Origin of the sequence: Catellatospora sp. IY07-71 (assembly GCF_018326265.1) — a bacterium.
In the GTDB taxonomy this organism is placed as follows: domain Bacteria; phylum Actinomycetota; class Actinomycetes; order Mycobacteriales; family Micromonosporaceae; genus Catellatospora.
Genome location: NZ_AP023360.1, coordinates 2,564,435 through 2,584,450 on the forward strand (window position 1 = coordinate 2,564,435; position 20,016 = coordinate 2,584,450).

The window sequence follows — 20,016 nt, forward strand, 5'->3', positions numbered from 1 at the left end:
GCCCCCTTGCGGGGGTCCGCTAGCCTGCCCCACGACGTCTGACCTAGTGGAGGCAGTTTCATGTTGCAGGATCTGATCACGGGCGCGTGGCAGAGCGTGGTCTTCGGGGTGGCCGGCGTCAGCCTGATGGCCGTCGGCTTCATCGTGGTGGACCTGCTCACGCCGGGCCGCCTGCGCGAGCTGATCTGGCACCAGCGCAGCAGCAACGCGGCCCTGCTGCTGGCCGCGAACCAGCTCGGCATCGCGCTGATCGTGTTCACCGCGATCTTCACCAGCTACGAGGACTTCGGCAAGGGCCTGGCCTCGACGGTGGTCTTCGGCCTGCTCGGCATCGCCCTGATGGCCCTGGCCTTCTTCGTCCTCGACTGGCTGACCCCCGGCCGCCTCGGCGAGATGATCGCCGAAGTCGAGCCCCACCCCGCCGCCAAGGTCGTCGCCGCCACCCACTTCGGCGCCGCCCTCATCGTCTGCGCCTGCATCGCATAGCGCCGTCTCCCGCGCCGATCTTGCGCGAACTGTGGGGACGACACGCCTGAAACGGGCGAATGCCTAACAGTTCGCGCAAGATCGACGCGATCATGGCGCGCCGACACCAGGGCGCCACGGTGCCGGGCGAGGGCGGCGTCGGGGAGTGAGATCAGCGGAGATCAGCCGGCGGCGAGGGTGAGCAGCGCGTCGCAGTGGGCGGTGAGCGCGGCGCGTAGTGGGGCGGCGCGGGTGGCGAAGTCACGCTGCTGGGCGGCGTAGTCGGCGCGGCCCTCGGGGGTCTCGATGCGCACCGGGGGGAAGCCCAGGGCATCTAGGTCGTACGGGCTGGCGCGCATGTCCAGCACCCGGATCTCGCGGGACAGGGCGAAGCAGGCGGTGACCAGCTCGCTGGGCACCAGCGGGGACAGCTTGTACGCCCACTTGTAGAGGTCCATGTTGGCGTGCAGGCAGCCGGGCTGCTCCAGGACCGGCTGCAGCTCCCGTGACGGCTGGTGCGCGTTGAGCGGGCGGGCGGGCGCGGTGAAGAAGCGGAACGCGTCGAAGTGCGTGCAGCGTACTCCCCGGTCTTCGACGACCTCGGCGGTCGCGGCGGGGGACAGCCGCAGCGGCCAGGCGTTGTGCCGCACCTCCTGCTGGGTCTGCCGGTAGACCATGGCCCACTCGTGCATGCCGAAGCAGCCCAGCTGGGCCGGGCGCGACGTGGTCGCGGCGAGCAGGTCGCGGATCCAGCGCACGGCCTCGGCGCGCTTGGCGAGCAGGGCCGGGTCGAGCACCACGCCGCCGTCGGCGGTGATGTAGTCACGGGCGGGCTCGCCGCCGGCCAGCAGCACTCCGGCACCAGGGTGCCAGCGCCGCAGCTGGGCGGGGCGGTGCGAGTAGTACGTGAACAGGAAGTCGTGCACCGGGTGCTTGACGCCGTCGCGGCGCCGGGCCAGGTGCGTGGCCAGCCAGCCGTCGACCAGCTCCTCGTGCGCCTGCCGCCGGGCACGCCACACCGCCGGGTCCAGCACCTCGGTGATGGCGGTGGCGGTGGTCACCCGGCAAGGGTAGCCGCGGTGGGTGTCCGGGCCGGGCGGGCGGTGTCGGCCGTGGAGCGAGCCGGGTCACACCAGGGCGGCGCGTAAGTTGGAGCCCGGAATCAAACAACTGAGCTTCGGCTGGGGGCTGTGGTGCGCATCGCACGTTTCGTTCATCCGGGTGGCATGTCGTTCGGCGTCGTGGAGGGCGACCCGGAGGCCGGCTCGCAGGCGCTGACGGTGCGCGCGATCAACGGGCACCCGTTCGGCGAGCTGGACTACACCGAGCAGCGGTTCGCGCTGGCCGACGTACGCCTGCTGTCGCCGATCCTGCCCAGCAAGGTGATCGGGGTGGGCCGCAACTACGCCGACCACGCCGCCGAGCACGGCGCGGAGGTGCCCAAGGAGCCGCTGCTGTTCCTCAAGCCGTCCACTTCGGTGATCGGCCCGCACGACATCATCCGGCTGCCCGAGCAGTCGCACCAGGTCGAGCACGAGGCCGAGCTGGCCGTGGTGATCGGCGCCACCGGTGCGCGCCGGGTGGACCGGGCCGCCGCGGAGAAGGCGATCTTCGGGTACACCTGCGCGAACGACGTCACCGCACGGGATCTGCAGCGCAGCGACGGCCAGTGGACCCGGGCCAAGGGCTTCGACTCGTTCTGCCCGCTGGGGCCGTGGATCGACACGGCGGCCGACGTCGCCGACGTCGAGGTGCGCTGCGAGGTCAACGAGGAGGTGCGCCAGCTCGGCCGCACCTCGCAGATGGTGTTCGACGTGCCCTCGCTGGTGTCGTACGTGTCCCACGTCATGACGCTGCTGCCGGGCGACGTCATCCTCACCGGCACCCCGGCCGGCGTCTCCCCGCTGGCCGCGAAAGACGTGGTGAGCGTGCGGATCCAGGGGCTGGGCGAGCTGCGCAACCCGGTCGCGGCGCGCTAGCGGATACCGATTTGGCGCTGCCGGGGCCGTCAGGTAAAGTTCATCCCCGGCAGCGGAAACGGTGCCGATGGGGTATGGGGTAATTGGCAGCCCAACTGATTCTGGTTCAGTTAGTCTAGGTTCGAGTCCTGGTACCCCAGCAACCAAGCCTGAACGGGCAAGCGCCCGATTAGCGCGAGGCTGCTGGACCTGCTAGAGTTCAGCAGGCCGCCGAGCTGAGAGATCAGCAAGGCGGTCGAAAACTGAAGAAGAGATGTTCTCCGGAACGTCGACCTGGCCCCGTCGTCTAGCGGCCTAGGACGCCGCCCTCTCAAGGCGGTAGCGAGGGTTCGAATCCCTTCGGGGCTACCAGGTTAAAGAAGCGCACGAGCGATGCTCGTGCGCTTCTTTCGTCATCGGCTTCAGGGCTGTGGGATGTGGTCATGGCCGGTACTGCTCCCAGTCGAACACGGTGGGGTGCACCTCGGTGCCCCGGGGGACGCCGCTGTAGAGGTCCTGTGACGGGTCGAGCGTGCTGCGGCTGCGGCTGCGCCGGGCCGCGATCACGAGCAGGACGGTGACGAGCACCGCGCCGCCGGCTAGAACGCCTACGAAGATCTCCATGCCCGGAGGGTAGAGCCGCCGCGCCAAGCCGCTGGAGCCGTCGGGCGGCGGTGGCGGCCGGGAGATCGCTGTCTCGTGTCAGAACGCGTGGTCTGGCCGCAGCTTTCGACACGAAGCAGTGATCTCCGTAGGTGAACGGGCACGAATCTGCCCAGCAGGTTGATCGGGCTGCCGGACCCGTTCCGGCCAGGGGCAGCGGAATGTGGCCTGCTGCCGCTACCCTCCCGGCCATGGAGCTACTGGTAGGCGTTCTCGTCGTCACGGCGGTGCTGGTCGCCGTCATGGTCTTCATCGTGGCGCGGCGCAGCCGCAGCCGTCTCGACCCTTCGCAGGACGCGTACCAGGGCTTCCCCGACCACAAGACGCCCGGCCCCTTCGGCCAGCACCACTCGGACAGCTCTTCGCATCCTGGTGCCGGCAGCGGCTCCGGCGGCTCCTTCTGAGAACGCCTGCTCCGGCGGGACCGGCGGCGGCGTGGCCAGAGCTGTAGCCGTCGGTCCAAGATCGTTGTCTCGTGTCGATATGCGCAGTCTGGCCTGAGCTTTCGACACGAAGACGTGATCTTCGTGAGACGTTGCCGGGGCAGTGCGGGTGGCCGGGTCCCGCTACCCTCCGGCCATGGAATTCCTGGTGGGCATGTTCGTCGTCACCGCGGTGCTGGTGGCCGTCATGGTCTTCATCGTGGCGCGGCGCAGCCGCAGCCGCAGCGCCCTAGACCCCTCCCGGGACCTCCACCAGGGGTTTCCGGACGACAAGAACCCCAGTTCCGTGGGCGGGCACCTGGTGGACACCCCCGGGTCGAACTTCTGACGAGTGCTCGGGCCGATCACACCGGCCGAGCACGCCATGGTCGAAGCTCCCGCCATGCTGTCAGAAACAGCGTGACGGGAGCCTGATCAACGGGATGCGGGTCAGCGCATGATGAGGCGGATGACGCCGGTCTGGTCGCCGCCCTCGGTGCCCTGGAGGACCGCGAGCGCCTCGAACGGCAGGCGGTCGCGCTGGTCCTTCGGCAGCAGCTGCGCCAGATCGACGTAGAGCGCGACGTCCGTTGCGGCGGGAGCGCCTGCTGTGGCCTGCTGGAACGCGGGCCGCTCGGCGAGCGTGCCGGTGCCCGCCGTATAGCCCGCGGTGCCGGCGGTGACGACGTTGCCGGAGGTGCTGGTGGTGAGGCCGCCGGCCTTGCCGCCGGCCGGGTTGGTGAACTCGCCGAACAGGTCCGCGATCTTCTTCGCGCCCGCGGCGTCGCGGGCCTCGGCCGTGATCCGGGCCGCCGGTTCGCCGCCCTCGCCGAAGCGGGCGGCCACGCTGACCGTGGTGCCGTCGAACGCCGCGAACATGCCCAGCGGGTCGGTCATGCTGCCCGTACCCGTGGGGCCGCCCAGCTCGCCGAGGTCGGCGAGGGTGCCCGCGGGCAGGCCCATCAGCTTCTCGGCGCGCTTGCGCTCGGCCGCGGTGAGCTTGTCGACGCCCTTGCTCAGCAGCGCCTCCAGCTCGCGCTGCTCGGCCTCGGTCAGGTCCGGCTCGAGCGGCTCCGGCCCGCCGGACGGGGGCGTCTCCAGCTCGGGCAGCTCCGACAGGTCGGCCTCCTCGCCGAGGTGCATCGCGTCGGGCCCGCTGAACATCGCCTGGGTCAGGGCGAGGCCGAGCAGCGCCTGGTACGGCGAGGTCGGCGCGGACGCCTGGGTGGCCAGGCCCTGGGGCAGCTGAGCCACGAGGCCGACGTGCGCGTCGCCGGGCAGGGCGCCGAGCCGGGCCACGGCGTCGCGCAGGGCCGGGGCCGGGTTCTGGGCACCGAACGTGCGGTAGCGGGCCTCCAGGCCGTGTTCGGTGGCGCGTACGCCCGCGATGAGGCGCCCCTGTGCCTTGGGGGCGTCGCCGAGCAGCTCCTCCTCGGCGTCGGTCAGCCCGGCCGTCATCAGGGCGGTGGTGGCCTCCTGGTAGCGCGGCAGGTCGGCCCAGACGACGGCGAGCTGGTCGCCCTCCAGCCAGCCCCGGTCGGCGGCGAACGAGGCGGCGTCGGCCAGCGGCGTCCGCTGCGCCTCGGCGAAGGCGCGGTCGGCGGCCCGCTGGCCGTCCTTCTCGCCGAGCGCGATGAGCACGACGCCGTCACGGGCCACGAAGCCCATGCTGGTGCCCTCGTCCACGCCGTCGCGGACCCGGGTCAGGCCGGTGCCGGCCTTGCCGCTGTCCGTGCTGGCAGCGGTGATGAGCAGGTACGGCTTGCCGCCGTCCATCCAGAGCGCGACGCCCGCGCGGCGGCCGAGCCAGCTCATCAGGTCGCGATCGACGTCGACGCCGTCGAGGCCGAGGCTCTTGAGCAGCTCGCCCAGGGCCTCGTCGCGCTGCGCCGCACCGTCGCCGCCCTGCGGGGCCTTCTGCGCCAGCCGGAACAGCTTCAGCTGCTGTTCCAGCCCGGTGTCCAGGTCGATCGACACGAACAGGGCGGCGGAGGCCGGGGTGAGCTCCTCGGCCCGGCGGCCGTCGCCGAAGGCGAAGCGGTAGACGGCGTACGCGCCCACGCCGAGCAGCAGCACGACCGCCACCACCGAGGCCAGGATCAGCGCGAGCGGGCGGCGCCGGGCGGGTGCCGGTGCGGTGTCGGCGTGCGGGTCGCGGTCGAGCGAGATGACGGTCTCGGGCGCGGACGCGGCGGCGCCGGTGGACGGATCGTCCACCGGCGCCTGAGGGTCTGCCATGAGGGTTCCTTTCCCCGTTGAAGATCGGCGCTCATGGTAGGTGCCATCAGCCACGACGCTCAGCGGGGGAAGGATCAGCTGTTCAGAGTCCGGAGAGCCGCTGCCCGGCGCGGACCACCGCCATCGCGTGACGGTCGCCGGGGCGCCTGCCGAGCCGCTCTATCGGGCCGGAGACGCTGATCGCGGCGATGACCCGGCCCGTGCGGTCGCGTACGGGGGCGCTGACCGACGCCACGCCGGCCTCGCGCTCGGCGACGGACTGGGCCCAGCCGCGCCGGCGCACCTCGGCCAGCGTGCGGCCGGTGAACTTGCAGCGGGGCAGCAGCGGCATGACCGCCTCGGGGGGCTCCCACGCCAGGAGGATCTGTGCCGCGGAACCGGCCGTCATCGGCAGTATGGCGCCGACGGGCACGGTGTCGCGCAGGCCGCTGGCCCGTTCGGCCGCGGCCACGCAGAGACGCTCGTCGGCTCTGCGTAGGTAGAGTTGCGCGCTCTCGCCGGTGGCGTCCCGCAATGCGGACAGCAGCGGCTCTGCCGCTGTCAGCAGGACGTCCGGGGCTGCGTTGGCGAGCTCGCCCAGGCGGGGACCGGGACGCCAGCGTCCCTGCGTGTCCCGTACCAGCATCCGATGAATCTCCAGCGCTTGCGCCAGCCGGTGCGCCGTTGCCCTCGGCAGCTTGGTGCGATCGACGAGTTCCGCGAGGCTGGCGCCGTCGACACACGCCGCAAGGATCACGACCGCCTTGTCAAGGACGCCCACGCCAGACATACTGTGTCCCACAGACCGAAACATACCTCCCAAGATGCGGGATGTCCAGATGGTGGGAGCAGCCCAGTGAGCAGGACCCTTGCCCAGAAGGTCTGGGACGCACACGTGGTACGCCGAGCGGAAGGCGAGCCGGATCTCCTCTATATCGACCTTCACCTGCTGCATGAGGTGACCAGCCCGCAGGCCTTCGACGGCCTGCGCCTGGCCGGGCGTGCGGTGCGGCGGCCGGATCTGACGATCGCGACCGAGGACCACAACACGCCCACCGACAACCTGCTGACCATCGCCGACCCGGTGTCGCGTACGCAGATCGAGACGCTGCGCAAGAACTGCGCGGAGTTCGGCGTGAAGCTGCACCCGCTCGGCGACCCGCAGCAGGGCGTCGTGCACGTGATGGGCCCCCAGCAGGGCCTGACCCAGCCGGGCATGACCATCGTGTGCGGTGACTCACACACCTCGACGCACGGCGCGTTCGGCTCGCTGGCCTTCGGCATCGGCACCTCCGAGGTCGAGCACGTGCTGGCCACCCAGACGCTGCCGCAGGCGCTCCCGAAGCAGATGGCGGTCACCGTCACCGGCGAGCTGCCGCCCGGCGTCTCCGCCAAGGACCTGATCCTGGCCCTGATCACCCAGGAGGGCACCGGCGGCGGCCGCGGCTACGTGGTGGAGTACCGCGGGCCCGCGATCGAGAAGCTGAGCATGGAGGGGCGGATGACCGTCTCCAACATGTCCATCGAGTGGGGCGCCAAGGCCGGCCTGATCGCGCCGGACGAGACCACCTTCGCCTGGCTGAAGGGCCGCACGTTCGCGCCGCAGGGGCAGGCCTGGGACGACGCGGTGGCGTACTGGAAGACGCTGCCCACCGACGAGGGCGCGGTGTTCGACAAGGAGGTGTTCCTCGACGCGAGCGCGCTGACGCCGTTCGTCACCTGGGGCACCAACCCGGGCCAGGGTGCCTCGCTGGACAGCGTGGTGCCGGACCCGGAGTCGTTCGGCACCGAGTCCGAGCGCGCCGCCGCCCGCCGAGCCGTGGAGTACATGGACCTCACGCCCGGCACCGCGCTGCGCGACGTGGCCGTGGACGTGGTGTTCGTGGGCTCCTGTACCAACGGGCGCCTGGAGGACCTGCGCACCGCGGCCGAGGTGCTGCGCGGGCGCAAGGTCGCCGACGGCGTACGCATGCTGGTGGTGCCCGGCTCCGCGGCGGTGCGCGAGCAGGCCGAGGAGGAGGGCCTGCACGAGGTCTTCACCGCGGCCGGCGCCGAGTGGCGCTTCGCGGGCTGCTCGATGTGCCTGGGCATGAACCCGGACACGCTCCAGCCCGGCCAGCGTTCGGCCTCCACGTCCAACCGCAACTTCGAGGGACGGCAGGGCAAGGGCGGCCGTACCCACCTGGTGTCCCCGGCGGTGGCCGCCGCGACCGCGGTGACCGGCCACCTGTCCGCCCCCGCCGACCTGGACGCCGTCGGCGCCCGCTGAACCGAGGTATAGCCAAATGGAGAAGTTCACCGTGCACACCGGCACCGCGGTGCCGCTGCGGCGTTCCAACGTGGACACCGACCAGATCATCCCGGCGGTGTACCTGAAGCGGGTGACCCGGACCGGGTTCGAGGACGGGCTGTTCAGCGCCTGGCGGGAAGACCCGTCGTTCGTGCTGAACGACCCGGCGTACACCGGGGCCTCGATCCTGGTCGCCGGGCCGGAGTTCGGCACCGGCTCCTCGCGGGAGCACGCGGTCTGGGCCCTGAACGACTACGGCTTCCGGGTGGTCATCTCGCCCCGGTACGGCGACATCTTCCGGGGGAATTCCCTGAAGCAGGGGCTGCTGACGGTGGAGCTGCCGCAGGCGGCCGTGGAGACCCTTTGGGATCTCGTGGAAGCCGACCCGGCCGCCTCGATCGAGGTCGACCTGGTCGCCCGGGAGGTCCGCGCGGGCGGGCACACCTGGGCCTTCGCCCTGGACGATTTCAGCCGCTGGCGGCTGCTGGAAGGCTTGGACGACATCGGTTTGACGCTGCGGCACGCGGACGCCATCACCGAGTTCGAGAGCCACCGGCCCGCATTCGGAGTGCTCGTCGGCTAGGTGCCGAAGCGCGACAGCAACGTATTCGCCCCCGTCCTGTTAACAGGATGGGGGCGTTTTTTCTTTGCGACACATAGGCGGTTTTTCACCCTCCTGTTGGCATATTGCTGACGTTGGGCCTACTGTGCGCACAGAATGACTGTTATAAGTCCAGTAGCACCATACGGGAGGAATCCGTGAACAAGACTGAGCTGATCGACGCGATCGCCGCCCACCCGCAGGTGGTCGACAAGAAGACCGCCGCGGCCGTCCTGGAGGCGACGCTCACCGAGATCCAGAACGCGGTCACCAAGGGCGACAAGGTCTCGCTGACCGGCTTCGGTGTCTTCGAGAAGCGGGCCCGGGCCGCCCGGATGGCGCGCAACCCGCGCACCGGCGAGGCCGTCAAGGTGAAGAAGACGTCGGTCCCGGCCTTCCGGCCCGGCGCCGGCTTCAAGGAGACCGTGGCCGTCGGCAAGGTCGCCGCCCCGGCGAAGAAGGCCGCCGCCAAGAAGACCACGGCCGCCTCGACCCGCCCGGCCGCGGGCAAGGCCACCGCCGCGGCGAAGACCGCCCCGGCCAAGAAGACCGCGACCAAGAGCACGGCCAAGGCGACCACCGCCAAGGCGACGGCGGCCAAGAAGACCGCGACCAAGGTCACCGCGGCCAAGGCGGCGCCGCCGAAGAAGACGGCGGCGGCGAAGACCACCGCGGCCAAGAAGACGGTCACCGCCAAGGCGACCACGGCCAAGAAGGCCCCCGCCAAGAAGGCCGCCAAACGCTGACCGGCGCCGGTATCCCAACAAGGTCAAAGCTCCGCCCGTGCCGTAGTGAACGGCACGGGCGGAGTCGTTAAGAGGGGCACCTTCTTATGCGGAATGCGTTAAGAAGGTGCCCTTCCTTTCGGTCTTGTGCCAGCGGGTGGGGTAGGCGGTGCGGACGGCGGTGGCGGCCGCGCGCTCCCGGGCGGCCAGCTGGGCGCAGGCCGGGGCGAGGTCGGGGTGGGCCTCGCCCAGGGCCAGCCAGGTTTCGGCGGCCATGGCGGCGTCGGCGTGCTCGCCGAGCAGGTTCTGCAGCTTGGCCAGGCCGCGGGCGAGCTTGGCCAGGCGCGAGTCCCCGGCGGTCTGGGCCGCCTCGGCGGCGTACCGGGCGCGCTTGGCGTGGATGCGGACCTCGTGCCAGTCCACATCGGGCGCGTCCGGGGCCAGCTTCCCCGCACCCGGCACCCCGTGGCCACCCTTGACCAGCCGCCGCCACGGGCGGGCGACCAGCCCCGGCAGGGCCGCCGCGGCCGGCTCGCTCGCGGCGGGCAGCAGCGGGAGGCGGCGGGTGGCGTAGGTCAGGCGCTGTACCAGGACCAGGTAGCGGCGGGTGTGCAGGGCCCGCTGCAGGTCGGCGTACGCCTCGTCGCGGCGCTGGGCCAGGATCGTGTCCAGGCGGGCCAGGGCGGCGCTGTCCGGCGGATCGGCGGCGGCGGTCTTGTGCAGGCGGGCGCGCAGCACCTCGGCGTCCCGGGGACCGGCCAGCCGGTCGGCCAGCCAGCGCAGCTCCGCGCGCAGCGGGCGGGCCCAGCGCGGATCCACCAGCCTGCCGAAGGTACGCAGGTCCGAGCGCAGCCGTCGGCAGCCGACCCGCATCTGGTGCACCGCGGTGTCGCCGCCGGGCAGCGGCTGGTCCAGGCGCACCAGCGGATCGTGGGCGAGCACCCGGGCCACCCCCGCCCGCACCACGTCGATCACCACGTCCGCGGCGCGGGCCGTCCCGGGCAGGCGCGGGGCCGGGGGCAGCGCGTCCGGCGGATACACCGCGGCCGCGCCCAGCGCCCGCACGTGGCGAGGGGTGGCGGCGGCGGGCCGGGCACCGGCCGCCAGCAGCCGCTGCTCCACTGCGGACAACAGCTCCGGGGCCCCGGCCACCGGCGTCACCACGATCTCGCGGAAGACCTGGACGGCGCGGCCCGGCACCGCCGCCTCCACGGTGTCGTCGGCGATCTCGGCCAGGCAAGCCCCGGCGCGATCCACCAGCTCGACCTGGTGGCACGCCGTACGCAGCACCGCGACCGGGGCCAGCGCGGCGCCCCGGGTCAGCGCCGCGACCAGCCATACCAGCTCCTCCGGCGGCCGGTCCGGGCCACCCGCCCGGCGGATCTCGCCGGGCGTGAACCCGTTCGCGTGCGGCAGCCGCACCGCCCACGGCTGGGTCTCGCCCGCCCGGTGCCACAGCGCCGCGCCCGCCCGGGCCAGCCGGAGGTCGGCCGTGTCCAGGTAGGTCGCGGTCTCGCCGGCCGTCGGCCGGGGCCGTGTGCGGACCCCGGCCGCGTCCGGTGGCGGCAGCACGAAGGCGGGGGCGACGTCGAAGCTGCGCACCTCCCGGCTCACCGCTTCAGCACCCGCTCCAGCAGCGCGGCCTGCAGGTCGGTGCGGCGGTGTTCCGAAGTGGAGATCAGCCGGGTCCAGGTGCCGTCGGTGTTCAGGTCGAAAGCCTCGGTGCGGTCCGACATCGCCGCGGTGAGCAGCTCGGCCAGCTCGGTCCGGGCCGCCGCGTCGGTCACCTGGATCAGCGCCTCCACCCGGCGGTCCAGGTTGCGGTGCATCATGTCGGCCGACCCGATCCAGAACTCGGCCCGGCCCCGGCCCGCGGCCACGTCGCCGTTGCCGAACCGGAACAGCCGCGAGTGCTCCAGGAACCGGCCCAGGATCGAGCGCACCCGGATGTTGTCCGACAGCCCCGGCACGCCCGGCTTCAGCGCGCACATGCCGCGCACCAGCACGTCGATGTGCACTCCGGCCTGCGAGGCGCGGTAGAGCGCGTCGATGACCTGCTCGTCGACGAGCGAGTTCACCTTGATCTGCACCAGGGCGGGCTTGCCCGCGCGGGCGAACTCGGCCTCGCGCTCGATCCGTTCGATGATGCCGCTGCGGACCCCGTGCGGCGCGACCATCAGCCGCCGGTACGCCGTCTGGCGGCTGTAGCCGGTGAGCGTGTTGAACAGGTCGGTCAGGTCCGCGCCCACCTCCGGATCGGCGGTGAGCAGGCCGAAGTCCTCGTAGAGCCGGGCCGTCTTCGGGTGGTAGTTGCCCGTGCCGATGTGGCAGTAGCGGCGGATCTGGCCCGCCTCCTCGCGCACCACCAGCGCCGTCTTGCAGTGCGTCTTGAGGCCGACCAGGCCGTACACCACGTGGCAGCCCGACTTCTCCAGCGTGCGCGCCCAGCCGATGTTGGCCTTCTCGTCGAAGCGCGCCTTGACCTCCACCAGCACCACCACCTGCTTGCCCGCCTCCGCCGCGGCGACCAGCGCGTCCACGATCGGGGAGTCGCCGGAGGTGCGGTACAGCGTCTGCTTGATGGCCAGCACGTGCGGGTCGGCCGCCGCGTGCTCGATGAAGCGCTGCACGCTGGTGGAGAACGAGTGGTAGGGATGGTGCACCAGGATGTCGCCGTCGCGCAGCACGTTGAAGATGCTGCGCGTGGACTCGACCTCGCGCAGGCGCGGATGCGTGGCGGGCACGAAGGGCGGGTCCTTGAGATCCGGCCGGTCCAGGCCGTAGAGCTGCATCAGCCCGGACAGGTCCAGCAGGCCGGGCACCCGCAGCACGTCGCGCGAGTCGACCTCCAGCTCGGTGACGAGCGTGGCCAGCACCCGGTCCGAGATGTCGGCGGCCACCTCCAGCCGCACCGGCGGCCCGAACCGGCGCCGCATCAGCTCCCGCTCCATCGCCTGGAGCAGGTCCTCGTCGCGGTCCTCCTCGATCTCGAAGTCGGCGTTGCGGGTGACCCGGAAGACGTGCCGCTCCACCACGTCCATGCCGGAGAACAGCTGCCCCAGCTCGTTGGCGATCAGTTCCTCGACCGGCAGGAACCGGTGGCTGTGGCGGCCCTCGGCGCCGGCCCGGCCCGGCGGCTCGATGCGTACGAAGCGCGGCACGTTGTTGGGCACCTTGACCCGCGCGAACAGCTCGTGCCCCGTCTCCGGCTCGCGCACCACCGCGGCGAGGTTCAGCGACAGGCCGGAGATGTACGGGAACGGGTGCGCGGGGTCGAACGCCAGCGGCGTCAGCACCGGGAAGATGTGCTCCCGGAAGTAGACCCGCATCTGCTCGCGCTCGGCGTGCTCCAGGTCGGACCAGCTGAGGATGTGGATGCCCGCCTTGGCCAGAGCCGGGCGGATCACCTTGGTGAACTCGGCCGCGTGGTCGGCGACCAGCTCGGCGGTGCGCTCGGAGACGACCTCCAGCTGCGCGCGCGGCGGCAGCCGGTCGGCCCCCCGGGTCGGCAGGCCGGTCTCCAGACGCCGGCGCAGCCCCGCGATCCGGACCATGAAGAACTCGTCCAGGTTGCTGGCGAAGATGGCCATGAACTTGGCCCGTTCCAGCAGCGGCACCCGCGGGTCCTCGGCCAGGGCCAGCACGCGGGCGTTGAAGTCGAGCCAGGAGACCTCGCGGTTGAAGTACCGGTCCTCGGGCAGTTCGGTCAGGGCGGTGCTGGCGAACTCGGGCACCACGGTCACCCGTATCGGCACCACGGGTTGTGCCGGGAGCTGTGGTTGCTCCAGGGTCTTCGGCTGGTCGCCGCCCGCACCGACGGCCTCCGCGGAGGCCTGCGGGAGCTGGGCGGCCGGTTGCTCGACGGCGCTGTCGGCGGGCGGCGGCTGGTCCGGCGCGGTCGCCGAGCCGGAGTTCTTACGGGGTCGTCGAGGGGCAGCGCTCACCCTGTCATTTTTGCCTGATCTGAGTGAACAAGAGATGAACTCAGCGGTGCCGCACCATGGCGCGCAGCGGTCGGCCGAACGGGGGTCAGGGCATCGTCGGAATGGCTATCCGGCGCAGCGTGCCGTCGTCGTCGTGCTCCAGGCGCACGCGCTGGCCCAGGCGCAGCAGCCGCAGGCCGGACGCGTCGAACGCGGCCCGGTCGAAGGCGACCGGAGTGCCGTCGTCGAGCAGCAGCGAGCCGGTGCGGGAATCGGGGTCGAACGTGGCGACGGTGCCCTGCATGGCCCTCACGCTACGCCTTCGCGCCCGTGGGCAGCAGTCCCCAGCCCCGTACCACGGCCAGGTCGTCGGCGGTGTCCACGTCGCGGCGCAGCGTCGGCCAGTCGCCGGTCAGCCGGGCCGCGCCCGTGCGCTCGTGCGCGGCGGCCGAGCCGGAGCCGAATCGCGGGTCCAGCGGCCGTCCCGGCGCGGCCACCAGCAGCACCGTGCCCACCCCGGCGGCGTCGGGCACGAAGGCACGCCGCCCGCCCGCCGCGGCCAGGGCCTGCGCCAGCTCCGCCGGGCGCAGCGCGGGCAGGTCGGCCGGGAGCGCGGCCACCGGCCCGGTCACTTCAGCGGCTGCCCGGCGCAGCGCGTCGTTGAGATCACGCCCGTGGTCGGCGGCCACGTCCGCGCCGCAGCCGCGCAGCTCCGCCGCGGCCACCGGGTCCCGGGTCACCACCAGCACGCGGGCCACCCCCGCCGCCGTCAGCGCGGCCCGGACCGTGGCGAGGGCCAGCGCCAGCACCAGATCCTCGTGATCGGGCGCGGCGCCACGCAGCCGGCTCTTCGCCTCGGCCAGCGGCTTCAGCGGCACCAGCACGGTGACTCCGGGTGCGTACACTCGGCCATTCTGGCAGCCCGGCCGGGCGGTCGGCCGGGCGGCGGCCTCCGGCGGCTGAGGCCCACCTCCAGCCGGACATGGCATGATGCGCTGAACGTGGACGGCACACCGGCACGTCACGGCCGTGACCGGCCGGTCGTGCCGGGCACCCCGGCGCGGTGGCGGACCGCGGGCGGGCGGGTTAGCACGCACCCTCGCACGGGCAGGTGTACGGGTGGACGACAGGGAGGCTTCGTTGGCGCGGCGCAGGCTGGGCTTCTGGCAGCGGTTCGCGGTGTGCTTGGTCAAGCCGCCGATGATCGCGCTGACCAGGCGGGACTGGCGCGGCTGGGAGCACGTCCCGGCCGAGGGCGGGGTCATCCTCGCGGTCAACCACGTGTCGCACGCCGACCCGTTCACCACCGCGCACTACGTCTACGACTCCGGCCGCTGGCCGCAGTTCCTGGGCAAGGAGAGCGTCTTCCGGATCCCGCTCGCGGGCCGGATCCTCCACTGGTGCAAGCAGATCCCGGTGCACCGGGGCACGGCCGACGCGGTCAAGGCGCTCGACGCGGCAGTGGACGCGGTGCGCGAGGGCGCCTGCGTGGTGATCTACCCGGAGGGCACCACCACCAAGGAGCCCGAGCTGTGGCCGATGCGCGGCAAGACCGGCGTGGCCCGGCTGGCGCTGGCCACCGGCGCCCCGGTCATCCCGGTCGCCACCTGGGGTCCGGAGAAGATCTTCGACCCGCGTACCAAGAAGGTCCGGCTGCTGCCGAAGATCCCGGTGTCGCTGTGGGCGGGTCCGCCGGTCGACCTGTCGAAATGGGCCGGGGCCGAGCCGACCGGCGCCGTGCTGAACGAGATGACCGACGCCGTGATGCTGCGCCTGCGCGACATGCTGGCCGAGATCCGGGGCGAGACGCCGCCGCCGCTGTGGGGCGTGCGCGACGATTCCGCCAGGAACGGCCAGGCTGATTCCGCCAGGAACGGCCAGGCAAAGGACGGTGCCCGATGAAGGCGGCCGTGCTGGGCGCGGGGTCGTGGGGCACCGCGTTCGCGAAGATCCTCGGCGACGCCGGCAACGACGTGGTCCTGTGGGCCCGGCGGCCGGAGATCGCCGCCGCCATCCGCGAGACCGGCTGCAACCCGGAATACCTGGAGGGCACCCGGCTGGGCGAGCGGGTCACCGCGACCGCCTCCGCGACGGAGGCGATCAAGGGCGCGGAGCTGGTCGTGCTGGCCGTGCCGTCGCAGACGCTGCGCACCAACCTCGGCGACTGGGCGGCCGACCTCACCGCCGACTCGACCCTCATCTCGCTCATGAAGGGCATCGAGCTGGGCACCACCCAGCGGATGAGCGAGGTCATCGTGGAGGCCGGCCGGGTCGCGCCCGAGCGGGTCGCCGTGGTCAGCGGGCCGAACCTGGCCGGCGAGATCGCGCTGGAGCAGCCCGCCGCGACCGTGGTGGCGTGCACCGACATCGACCGGGCCACCCGGGTGCAGCGGGCGATCACCACGCCCTACTTCCGGCCGTACACCAACGACGACGTGGTGGGGTGCGAGCTGGGCGGGGCGGTCAAGAACGTGATCGCGCTGGCGTTCGGCATCGCGCACGCCATGGGCCTGGGCGACAACACCAAGGCCACGCTGATCACCCGAGGGCTGGCCGAGACCGCCCGCCTCGGCGTCGCGCTCGGCGCGGACCCGCTGACCTTCTCCGGCCTGGCCGGGCTCGGCGACCTGGTCGCCACCTGCATGTCGCCGCTGTCGCGCAACCGGACCTTCGGCGAGCACCTGGGCCGGGGCAAGACGCTGGAGCAGGCCCAGGCGGCGACCCGGTACACCGCCGAGGGCGTCAAGAGCTGCCTGGCCATCCGCGACCTGGCCCGCTCGCACGGCGTCGAGATGCCGATCACCGAGCAGGTCGAGCGGGTGTGCCACGAGGGCGTGGACCCGAAGGTCGCGGTCGCGGCCCTGATGTCCCGCTCGACCAAGGCGGAGTGACCGCTACCGTCGGAGCATGAGTTCGCAGTACGGGGACAGCACCCGTTCCCTTCACGCAGGCATGCCCGCACCCGTGCCCGGAGCACCGATGCTCCCGGGACCCGTCTTCGCCGCGCCGTACCACCTGGACCCGGCGGGCTGGACCCCGGGCACCGACGGGTACGGCCGGGGCGACAACCCCACACGGCGCCTGCTGGAGGACGCGATCGGCGAACTGGAGGGCGGCGGCTGCCTCGCCTTCGCCAGCGGGCAGGCGGCGATCACGGCGCTGCTGATGACCGTGCTGCGCCCGGGGGACACCGTGATGATCCCCTCGGACGGGTACTACAACGTGCGCTCCTTCGCCGCGTCCACGCTGGCCGGGCTCGGGATCACCACTGTCGAGGCGCCCACCGCCGGGCCGTATCCGTCGTTCGAGGGCGTGCGGTTGGTGCTGCTGGAGACCCCGGCCAACCCCGGCCTGGACCTGGTGGACATCGCCGCGGTCGCGCGGGCCGCGCACGCCGCCGGGGCGCTGGTCGCGGTCGACAACACCACCGCGACACCGCTGTCGCAGCGGCCGCTGGAGCTGGGCGCGGACGTCGTCGTCGCGTCCGGCACCAAGGCCCTGGCCGGGCACTCCGACATGCTGCTCGGGTACACCGCGACGAACGACGCGGAGCTGCTGGACGGGATGCGGCAGTGGCGCACCCTGGCCGGCGCCGTGCCCAGCCCGTTCGACTGCTGGCTGGCCCGCCGCTCCATGGGCACCCTGGCGCTGCGGCTGCGGCAGCAGTCCGCCAACGCGGCCGCGGCGGTCAAGCTGCTGCGCGAGCACCCGCTGGCCGACGCCGTCCGCTGGGCGGGGGACTCCGAGCTGGCCGCCCGGCAGATGCGGATCATCCCGGGGCTGGTCTCCTTCGAGCTGCCCTCGGCCGAGCACGTGGCGGCGTTCCTGCGCGCCTCGGCGCTGGTCATGGCGGCCACCAGCTTCGGCGGCCTGCACTCCAGCGCCGACCGCCGCCACCAGTGGGGCGACAGCGTCGCACCCGGCTTCGTCCGCCTCTCCTGCGGCATCGAGGACACCGACGACCTCCTCGCCGACCTCACCAAGTCCCTCGACGCCGCCGGCTGACCGTCCGACGCGGCCCCGGCCGTCCGCGGCGTTGATCGTCCGACTTGCCTGGCACATGGGCGTATCTTGGGCTCGCTTTCGCCCAGGTGCCAGGCAAGTCCGTGGATCAAGCCCCGCCGGGCTCCGCGGGAGGCGGGGCGATCATCGCCGGGACGGGCGGCGGCCGGGGTCAGGCAGGGGCCGGAGCGGGGGCGGCGGTGGGCTGCTCGGCGGCGGCGAGGGCCAGGATGTGGCGGCGGACGATGAGCAGCGGGACGAGGCCGAAGACGCCGAACGAGCAGTCGATCGGGATCCACCACCAGGGCAGGTCCCGGATCGGGGCCATGATCAGGGCCAGCGGGATGACCGCGACGCAGCACAGCATCGCCCAGTGGATCACCCAGAGGTTGCGCACCGGGTCGCGGAACGGGCCGTAGAAGGCCATCCCGATCACCAGGTGGGCGAAGGCCAGCCAGTCCGTGCCGTACAGCAGGAACGGGAAGTCCCGGTCCGCCGTCTCCAGCCCTGCCCGGACCGTGCCGATGAAGTCCACGAGGGCGTCCGGCGCGGGCAGCCGGCTTTCCCGGAGCAGGCCGTCCAGCCAGCGGACCTCGGTGACCAGTGGAAAAGCCGTCGCGCCGCTCAGCACGAGGCAGATGATGAAGAGGACCAGCCAGGTCCGGATGCGCCGCAGGCGCGCGTGAGGGGTCACGCTGCGGGATGGTAGTGCCACTCTCGGGTGCCCGTGACGTGCTCTTCACCGGATCCCCACAACGCACGGTAGGGTCAGCCGCGTGAGTGAAAGCAGCCAGCGTAAGACCCGTGTCGCCGTAGTCTTCGGCGGCCGCAGCACCGAGCACGCCATCTCCTGCGTCAGCGCGGGCAGCATCCTCGGCGCGCTCGACCCGGCCGAGTTCGAGGTCGTCCCGGTCGGCATCACCCGCGAGGGCCGCTGGGTGCTCACCTCGGGCGACCCGGCGCAGCTCGCCATCACCGGCAGCAGCCTGCCCGAGATCACCGCCGCGTCCGGCCGGGCCGTCGTGCTGCCCGCCGACCCCACCAACCGTGAGCTGGTCGTGCTGGAGCCCGCCGAGGGCGCCGCCGCGCTGGCCGGGGTGGACGTCGTCTTCCCCGCGCTGCACGGGGCGTACGGCGAGGACGGCACCATCCAGGGCCTGCTGGAGATGGCGGGCGTGCCGTACGTCGGCGCGAACGTGTTCGCCTCCGCGGCCGCCATGGACAAGGAGTTCACCAAGAAGCTGGCCGCCGCCGAGGGCATCCCGGTCGGGCCGTACGTGGTGCTGCGGGCCGGGCAGGAGCTGACCGAGGCGGACAAGGAGCGGCTGGGCCTGCCGGTGTTCGTCAAGCCGTCCCGGGCCGGCTCGTCGTTCGGCATCACCAAGGTGAACAGCTGGGACCAGCTCGACGCGGCGCTGGCCAAGGCGCGCGCGATCGACCCGAAGGTGCTCGTCGAGCAGGGCATCGTCGGCCGCGAGGTCGAGTGCGGCGTGCTGGAGAGCGAGGTCGGCGGCAGCCCCGAGGCGTCCCTGCTGGCCGAGATCCGGGTGGTGTCCGGCGGCCACGAGTTCTACGACTTCGAGGCGAAGTACCTCGGCGAGGACTGCGAGTACGACCTGCCCGCGAACCTGCCCGCCGAGGTCGCCGCACGGGTCCAGGAGCTGGCGGTCCGCACCTTCACCGCGCTGGACTGTGCGGGGCTGGCCCGGGTCGACTTCTTCGTCACCGACGACCTGCAGGTCTACCTCAACGAGATCAACACGATGCCGGGCTTCACCTCGACGAGCATGTTCCCGCGCATGTGGGCGGCCAGCGGCCTCGACTACGCCAAGCTCGTGTCCCGCCTGGTCCGCACCGCGCAGCGCCGCGGCACGGGTCTCCACTAGCCCTTTCGTGTTCGAAGCCTCGCCATGCTGTCAGCGCAGCATGGCGAGCTCAACCGCGGGTGGCGCAGCCGGCGGGGATGGTGGCGGCGGAGGGGACGGTCGCGACCAGGGTGTTCGACAGGCCGATGATCCACTGGCCGGGTGGCTGGTACGCCAGCGGCATCGTGACCCGCACCGGCACCTCGCGGTCGACCGTGGTCCACACCTCGTCGCTCTGGTGCCAGCAGACGCCGTTCAGCGTCCACACCTTCACCTCGGGGGCGAGGCTGGGCACCGGCGCGGCGCCGCAGGCGACGGTCACCGCAGGATCGCCGTACGCGGCGTTCTGCTCGTGGCCCGCGGTGACGTCGCGGCGCGGCAGGTCCTGCAGCCGGTCGGGCAGCTGGGACAGCAGCGCGCGGCACACGGTGGTCTGGCGCGCGTTCAGCGTGGGCGCGGGCACCGCCACCGGGGCCGTCGGCATGACCCGCGGCGCGGCGCTCGCGCTCGGCGCCGGAGCGGGCTCCGCCGGGGGGCGCATGGCCTGGAAGAAGCCGAACCCGGCGGCCAGCGCCAGGGGCACCGCGATCGCGGTCGCGATCGTCTTCGCGGAGCGGTCGCCCGACCGTGCCGTCTGGTCGTTACTCATAGGTGGATGATCGGGCACGTGAGCGTACGGGTGATGTTGGGGATCAGCTGTATCTGTGAGAGCACGAGTTTGCCGAGCTCGTCGACGGTGTTCGCCTCCACCATGGCGATCACGTCGTACGGGCCGGTCACCGCGTCCACCCGGGTGACACCCTGGATCTCGCCGATGGCCGCGGAGACGTCGACGGAGCGCCCCACCGACGTCTGAATCAGGATGTAAGCGTGAACCACGGACGA

The 20,016-nt window shown here is 72.4% G+C and carries 22 protein-coding genes and 2 tRNA genes; 13 read left to right on the forward strand and 11 right to left on the reverse strand.

Features of this window, described 5'->3' with window-relative positions; all coding sequences use genetic code 11:
• The first annotated feature begins 60 nt into the window (after nt 1-60).
• Nucleotides 61-486, forward strand: coding sequence for a DUF350 domain-containing protein (locus tag CS0771_RS11560; protein WP_212840980.1), 426 nt, complete (start codon nt 61-63; stop codon nt 484-486).
• Nucleotides 487-647: 161 nt separating this feature from the next.
• Here the strand turns inward: CS0771_RS11560 and CS0771_RS11565 are convergent, their stop codons facing one another.
• The gene (locus tag CS0771_RS11565) at nt 648-1,526 is read right to left on the reverse strand and encodes a 3-methyladenine DNA glycosylase (protein WP_212840981.1); all 879 of its coding nucleotides are present in this window, start codon (nt 1,524-1,526) and stop codon (nt 648-650) included.
• A gap of 132 nt (nt 1,527-1,658) precedes the next feature.
• Between CS0771_RS11565 and CS0771_RS11570 the strand changes: the two genes are divergently transcribed.
• From CS0771_RS11570 to CS0771_RS11580, 3 genes are all read left to right on the forward strand, one after another.
• Nucleotides 1,659-2,444, forward strand: a complete 786-nt coding sequence (locus CS0771_RS11570; protein WP_212840982.1) for a fumarylacetoacetate hydrolase family protein — start codon at nt 1,659-1,661, stop codon at nt 2,442-2,444.
• A gap of 68 nt (nt 2,445-2,512) precedes the next feature.
• A tRNA-Gln gene (locus tag CS0771_RS11575) sits at nt 2,513-2,584 on the forward strand.
• A 135-nt stretch (nt 2,585-2,719) separates the two neighbouring features.
• Nucleotides 2,720-2,795, forward strand: a tRNA-Glu gene (locus tag CS0771_RS11580).
• A gap of 69 nt (nt 2,796-2,864) precedes the next feature.
• On the opposite strand, the gene CS0771_RS11585 is transcribed toward CS0771_RS11580, so the two are convergent.
• Nucleotides 2,865-3,047 carry a hypothetical protein gene (locus CS0771_RS11585; RefSeq protein ID WP_212840983.1) on the reverse strand — a complete coding sequence of 61 codons (183 nt, stop codon included), beginning with the start codon at nt 3,045-3,047 and terminating at the stop codon, nt 2,865-2,867.
• Nucleotides 3,048-3,277: 230 nt separating this feature from the next.
• Here CS0771_RS11585 and CS0771_RS11590 point away from each other — a divergent pair, with 230 nt between their 5' ends.
• Both CS0771_RS11590 and CS0771_RS11595 read left to right on the forward strand, forming a co-directional pair.
• Nucleotides 3,278-3,490, forward strand: coding sequence for a hypothetical protein (locus tag CS0771_RS11590; RefSeq protein ID WP_212840984.1), 213 nt, complete (start codon nt 3,278-3,280; stop codon nt 3,488-3,490).
• Between the two features lie 175 nt (nt 3,491-3,665).
• Nucleotides 3,666-3,857 carry a hypothetical protein gene (locus CS0771_RS11595; protein ID WP_212840985.1) on the forward strand — a complete coding sequence of 64 codons (192 nt, stop codon included), beginning with the start codon at nt 3,666-3,668 and terminating at the stop codon, nt 3,855-3,857.
• Nucleotides 3,858-3,958: 101 nt separating this feature from the next.
• Here CS0771_RS11595 and CS0771_RS11600 read toward each other — a convergent pair whose 3' ends face one another.
• Nucleotides 3,959-5,746, reverse strand: a complete 1,788-nt coding sequence (locus CS0771_RS11600) for a hypothetical protein (RefSeq protein WP_212840986.1) — start codon at nt 5,744-5,746, stop codon at nt 3,959-3,961.
• An 82-nt stretch (nt 5,747-5,828) separates the two neighbouring features.
• Nucleotides 5,829-6,515: an IclR family transcriptional regulator gene (locus CS0771_RS11605; RefSeq protein ID WP_120318463.1), complete on the reverse strand. Its 687-nt coding sequence runs from the start codon at nt 6,513-6,515 to the stop codon at nt 5,829-5,831.
• Nucleotides 6,516-6,581: 66 nt separating this feature from the next.
• Between CS0771_RS11605 and leuC the strand changes: the two genes are divergently transcribed.
• The 3 genes from leuC to CS0771_RS11620 all read left to right on the forward strand — a co-directional run bounded on the left by leuC (nt 6,582) and on the right by CS0771_RS11620 (nt 9,362).
• The gene (leuC, locus tag CS0771_RS11610; protein ID WP_212840987.1) at nt 6,582-7,994 is read left to right on the forward strand and encodes a 3-isopropylmalate dehydratase large subunit; all 1,413 of its coding nucleotides are present in this window, start codon (nt 6,582-6,584) and stop codon (nt 7,992-7,994) included.
• A gap of 16 nt (nt 7,995-8,010) precedes the next feature.
• Nucleotides 8,011-8,598, forward strand: a complete 588-nt coding sequence (gene leuD / locus CS0771_RS11615; protein ID WP_212840988.1) for a 3-isopropylmalate dehydratase small subunit — start codon at nt 8,011-8,013, stop codon at nt 8,596-8,598.
• 161 nt (nt 8,599-8,759) lie between these two features.
• Nucleotides 8,760-9,362, forward strand: a complete 603-nt coding sequence (locus tag CS0771_RS11620) for an HU family DNA-binding protein (RefSeq protein WP_371821569.1) — start codon at nt 8,760-8,762, stop codon at nt 9,360-9,362.
• A gap of 84 nt (nt 9,363-9,446) precedes the next feature.
• On the opposite strand, the gene CS0771_RS39235 is transcribed toward CS0771_RS11620, so the two are convergent.
• From CS0771_RS39235 to cofC, 4 genes are read right to left on the reverse strand one after another with little or no spacing between them, the layout of a single operon-like run.
• Nucleotides 9,447-10,955 (reverse strand): CYTH and CHAD domain-containing protein, encoded by a 1,509-nt coding sequence (locus CS0771_RS39235; protein ID WP_212840990.1) that lies wholly within the window; start codon nt 10,953-10,955, stop codon nt 9,447-9,449.
• Nucleotides 10,952-13,321, reverse strand: coding sequence for an RNA degradosome polyphosphate kinase (locus tag CS0771_RS11630; RefSeq protein WP_371821570.1), 2,370 nt, complete (start codon nt 13,319-13,321; stop codon nt 10,952-10,954). The genes CS0771_RS39235 and CS0771_RS11630 overlap by 4 nt, the downstream gene beginning before the upstream one ends.
• Nucleotides 13,322-13,370: 49 nt before the next feature.
• Entirely contained in the window at nt 13,371-13,568 is a 198-nt protein-coding gene (locus CS0771_RS11635) for a cold-shock protein (RefSeq protein WP_212840992.1), read from the reverse strand.
• Nucleotides 13,569-13,578: 10 nt separating this feature from the next.
• Complete coding sequence (gene cofC, locus CS0771_RS11640) at nt 13,579-14,169, reverse strand: 2-phospho-L-lactate guanylyltransferase (protein WP_244870735.1); 591 nt, start codon at nt 14,167-14,169, stop codon at nt 13,579-13,581.
• Nucleotides 14,170-14,404: 235 nt separating this feature from the next.
• On the opposite strand from cofC, the gene CS0771_RS11645 reads away from it, so the two are divergent.
• From CS0771_RS11645 to CS0771_RS11655, 3 genes are read left to right on the forward strand one after another with little or no spacing between them, the layout of a single operon-like run.
• Complete coding sequence (locus CS0771_RS11645; protein WP_212840994.1) at nt 14,405-15,166, forward strand: 1-acyl-sn-glycerol-3-phosphate acyltransferase; 762 nt, start codon at nt 14,405-14,407, stop codon at nt 15,164-15,166.
• Nucleotides 15,163-16,155 (forward strand): NAD(P)H-dependent glycerol-3-phosphate dehydrogenase, encoded by a 993-nt coding sequence (locus CS0771_RS11650; protein WP_212840995.1) that lies wholly within the window; start codon nt 15,163-15,165, stop codon nt 16,153-16,155. The genes CS0771_RS11645 and CS0771_RS11650 overlap by 4 nt, the downstream gene beginning before the upstream one ends.
• 16 nt (nt 16,156-16,171) lie before the next feature.
• Entirely contained in the window at nt 16,172-17,269 is a 1,098-nt protein-coding gene (locus tag CS0771_RS11655; protein WP_212840996.1) for a cystathionine gamma-lyase, read from the forward strand.
• Nucleotides 17,270-17,438: 169 nt separating this feature from the next.
• On the opposite strand, the gene CS0771_RS11660 is transcribed toward CS0771_RS11655, so the two are convergent.
• Entirely contained in the window at nt 17,439-17,960 is a 522-nt protein-coding gene (locus CS0771_RS11660; protein WP_212840997.1) for a hypothetical protein, read from the reverse strand.
• Nucleotides 17,961-18,042: 82 nt separating this feature from the next.
• Here CS0771_RS11660 and CS0771_RS11665 point away from each other — a divergent pair, with 82 nt between their 5' ends.
• Nucleotides 18,043-19,152, forward strand: a complete 1,110-nt coding sequence (locus tag CS0771_RS11665; RefSeq protein WP_212840998.1) for a D-alanine--D-alanine ligase family protein — start codon at nt 18,043-18,045, stop codon at nt 19,150-19,152.
• Nucleotides 19,153-19,201: 49 nt separating this feature from the next.
• On the opposite strand, the gene CS0771_RS11670 is transcribed toward CS0771_RS11665, so the two are convergent.
• Entirely contained in the window at nt 19,202-19,780 is a 579-nt protein-coding gene (locus tag CS0771_RS11670; protein ID WP_212840999.1) for a DUF3515 family protein, read from the reverse strand.
• Nucleotides 19,777-20,010, reverse strand: coding sequence for an Lrp/AsnC ligand binding domain-containing protein (locus CS0771_RS11675; protein ID WP_203751125.1), 234 nt, complete (start codon nt 20,008-20,010; stop codon nt 19,777-19,779). Before CS0771_RS11675 ends, CS0771_RS11670 begins: the two co-directional genes overlap by 4 nt.
• Nucleotides 20,011-20,016 lie beyond the last annotated feature (6 nt).

What these genes read in the sequence shown, in the direction of transcription:
- CS0771_RS11560 (WP_212840980.1), top strand. Translation starts at nt 61, where the DNA reads ATGTTGCAGGATCTGATCACGGGCGCGTGGCAGAGCGTGGTCTTCGGG.
- CS0771_RS11585 (WP_212840983.1), bottom strand. Translation starts at nt 3,047, where the DNA reads ATGGAGATCTTCGTAGGCGTTCTAGCCGGCGGCGCGGTGCTCGTCACC.
- CS0771_RS11590 (WP_212840984.1), top strand. Translation starts at nt 3,278, where the DNA reads ATGGAGCTACTGGTAGGCGTTCTCGTCGTCACGGCGGTGCTGGTCGCC.
- CS0771_RS11595 (WP_212840985.1), top strand. Translation starts at nt 3,666, where the DNA reads ATGGAATTCCTGGTGGGCATGTTCGTCGTCACCGCGGTGCTGGTGGCC.
- CS0771_RS11600 (WP_212840986.1), bottom strand. Translation starts at nt 5,746, where the DNA reads ATGGCAGACCCTCAGGCGCCGGTGGACGATCCGTCCACCGGCGCCGCC.
- CS0771_RS11605 (WP_120318463.1), bottom strand. Translation starts at nt 6,515, where the DNA reads ATGTCTGGCGTGGGCGTCCTTGACAAGGCGGTCGTGATCCTTGCGGCG.
- leuD (WP_212840988.1), top strand. Translation starts at nt 8,011, where the DNA reads ATGGAGAAGTTCACCGTGCACACCGGCACCGCGGTGCCGCTGCGGCGT.
- CS0771_RS11635 (WP_212840992.1), bottom strand. Translation starts at nt 13,568, where the DNA reads ATGCAGGGCACCGTCGCCACGTTCGACCCCGATTCCCGCACCGGCTCG.
- CS0771_RS11650 (WP_212840995.1), top strand. Translation starts at nt 15,163, where the DNA reads ATGAAGGCGGCCGTGCTGGGCGCGGGGTCGTGGGGCACCGCGTTCGCG.
- CS0771_RS11655 (WP_212840996.1), top strand. Translation starts at nt 16,172, where the DNA reads ATGAGTTCGCAGTACGGGGACAGCACCCGTTCCCTTCACGCAGGCATG.
- CS0771_RS11670 (WP_212840999.1), bottom strand. Translation starts at nt 19,780, where the DNA reads ATGAGTAACGACCAGACGGCACGGTCGGGCGACCGCTCCGCGAAGACG.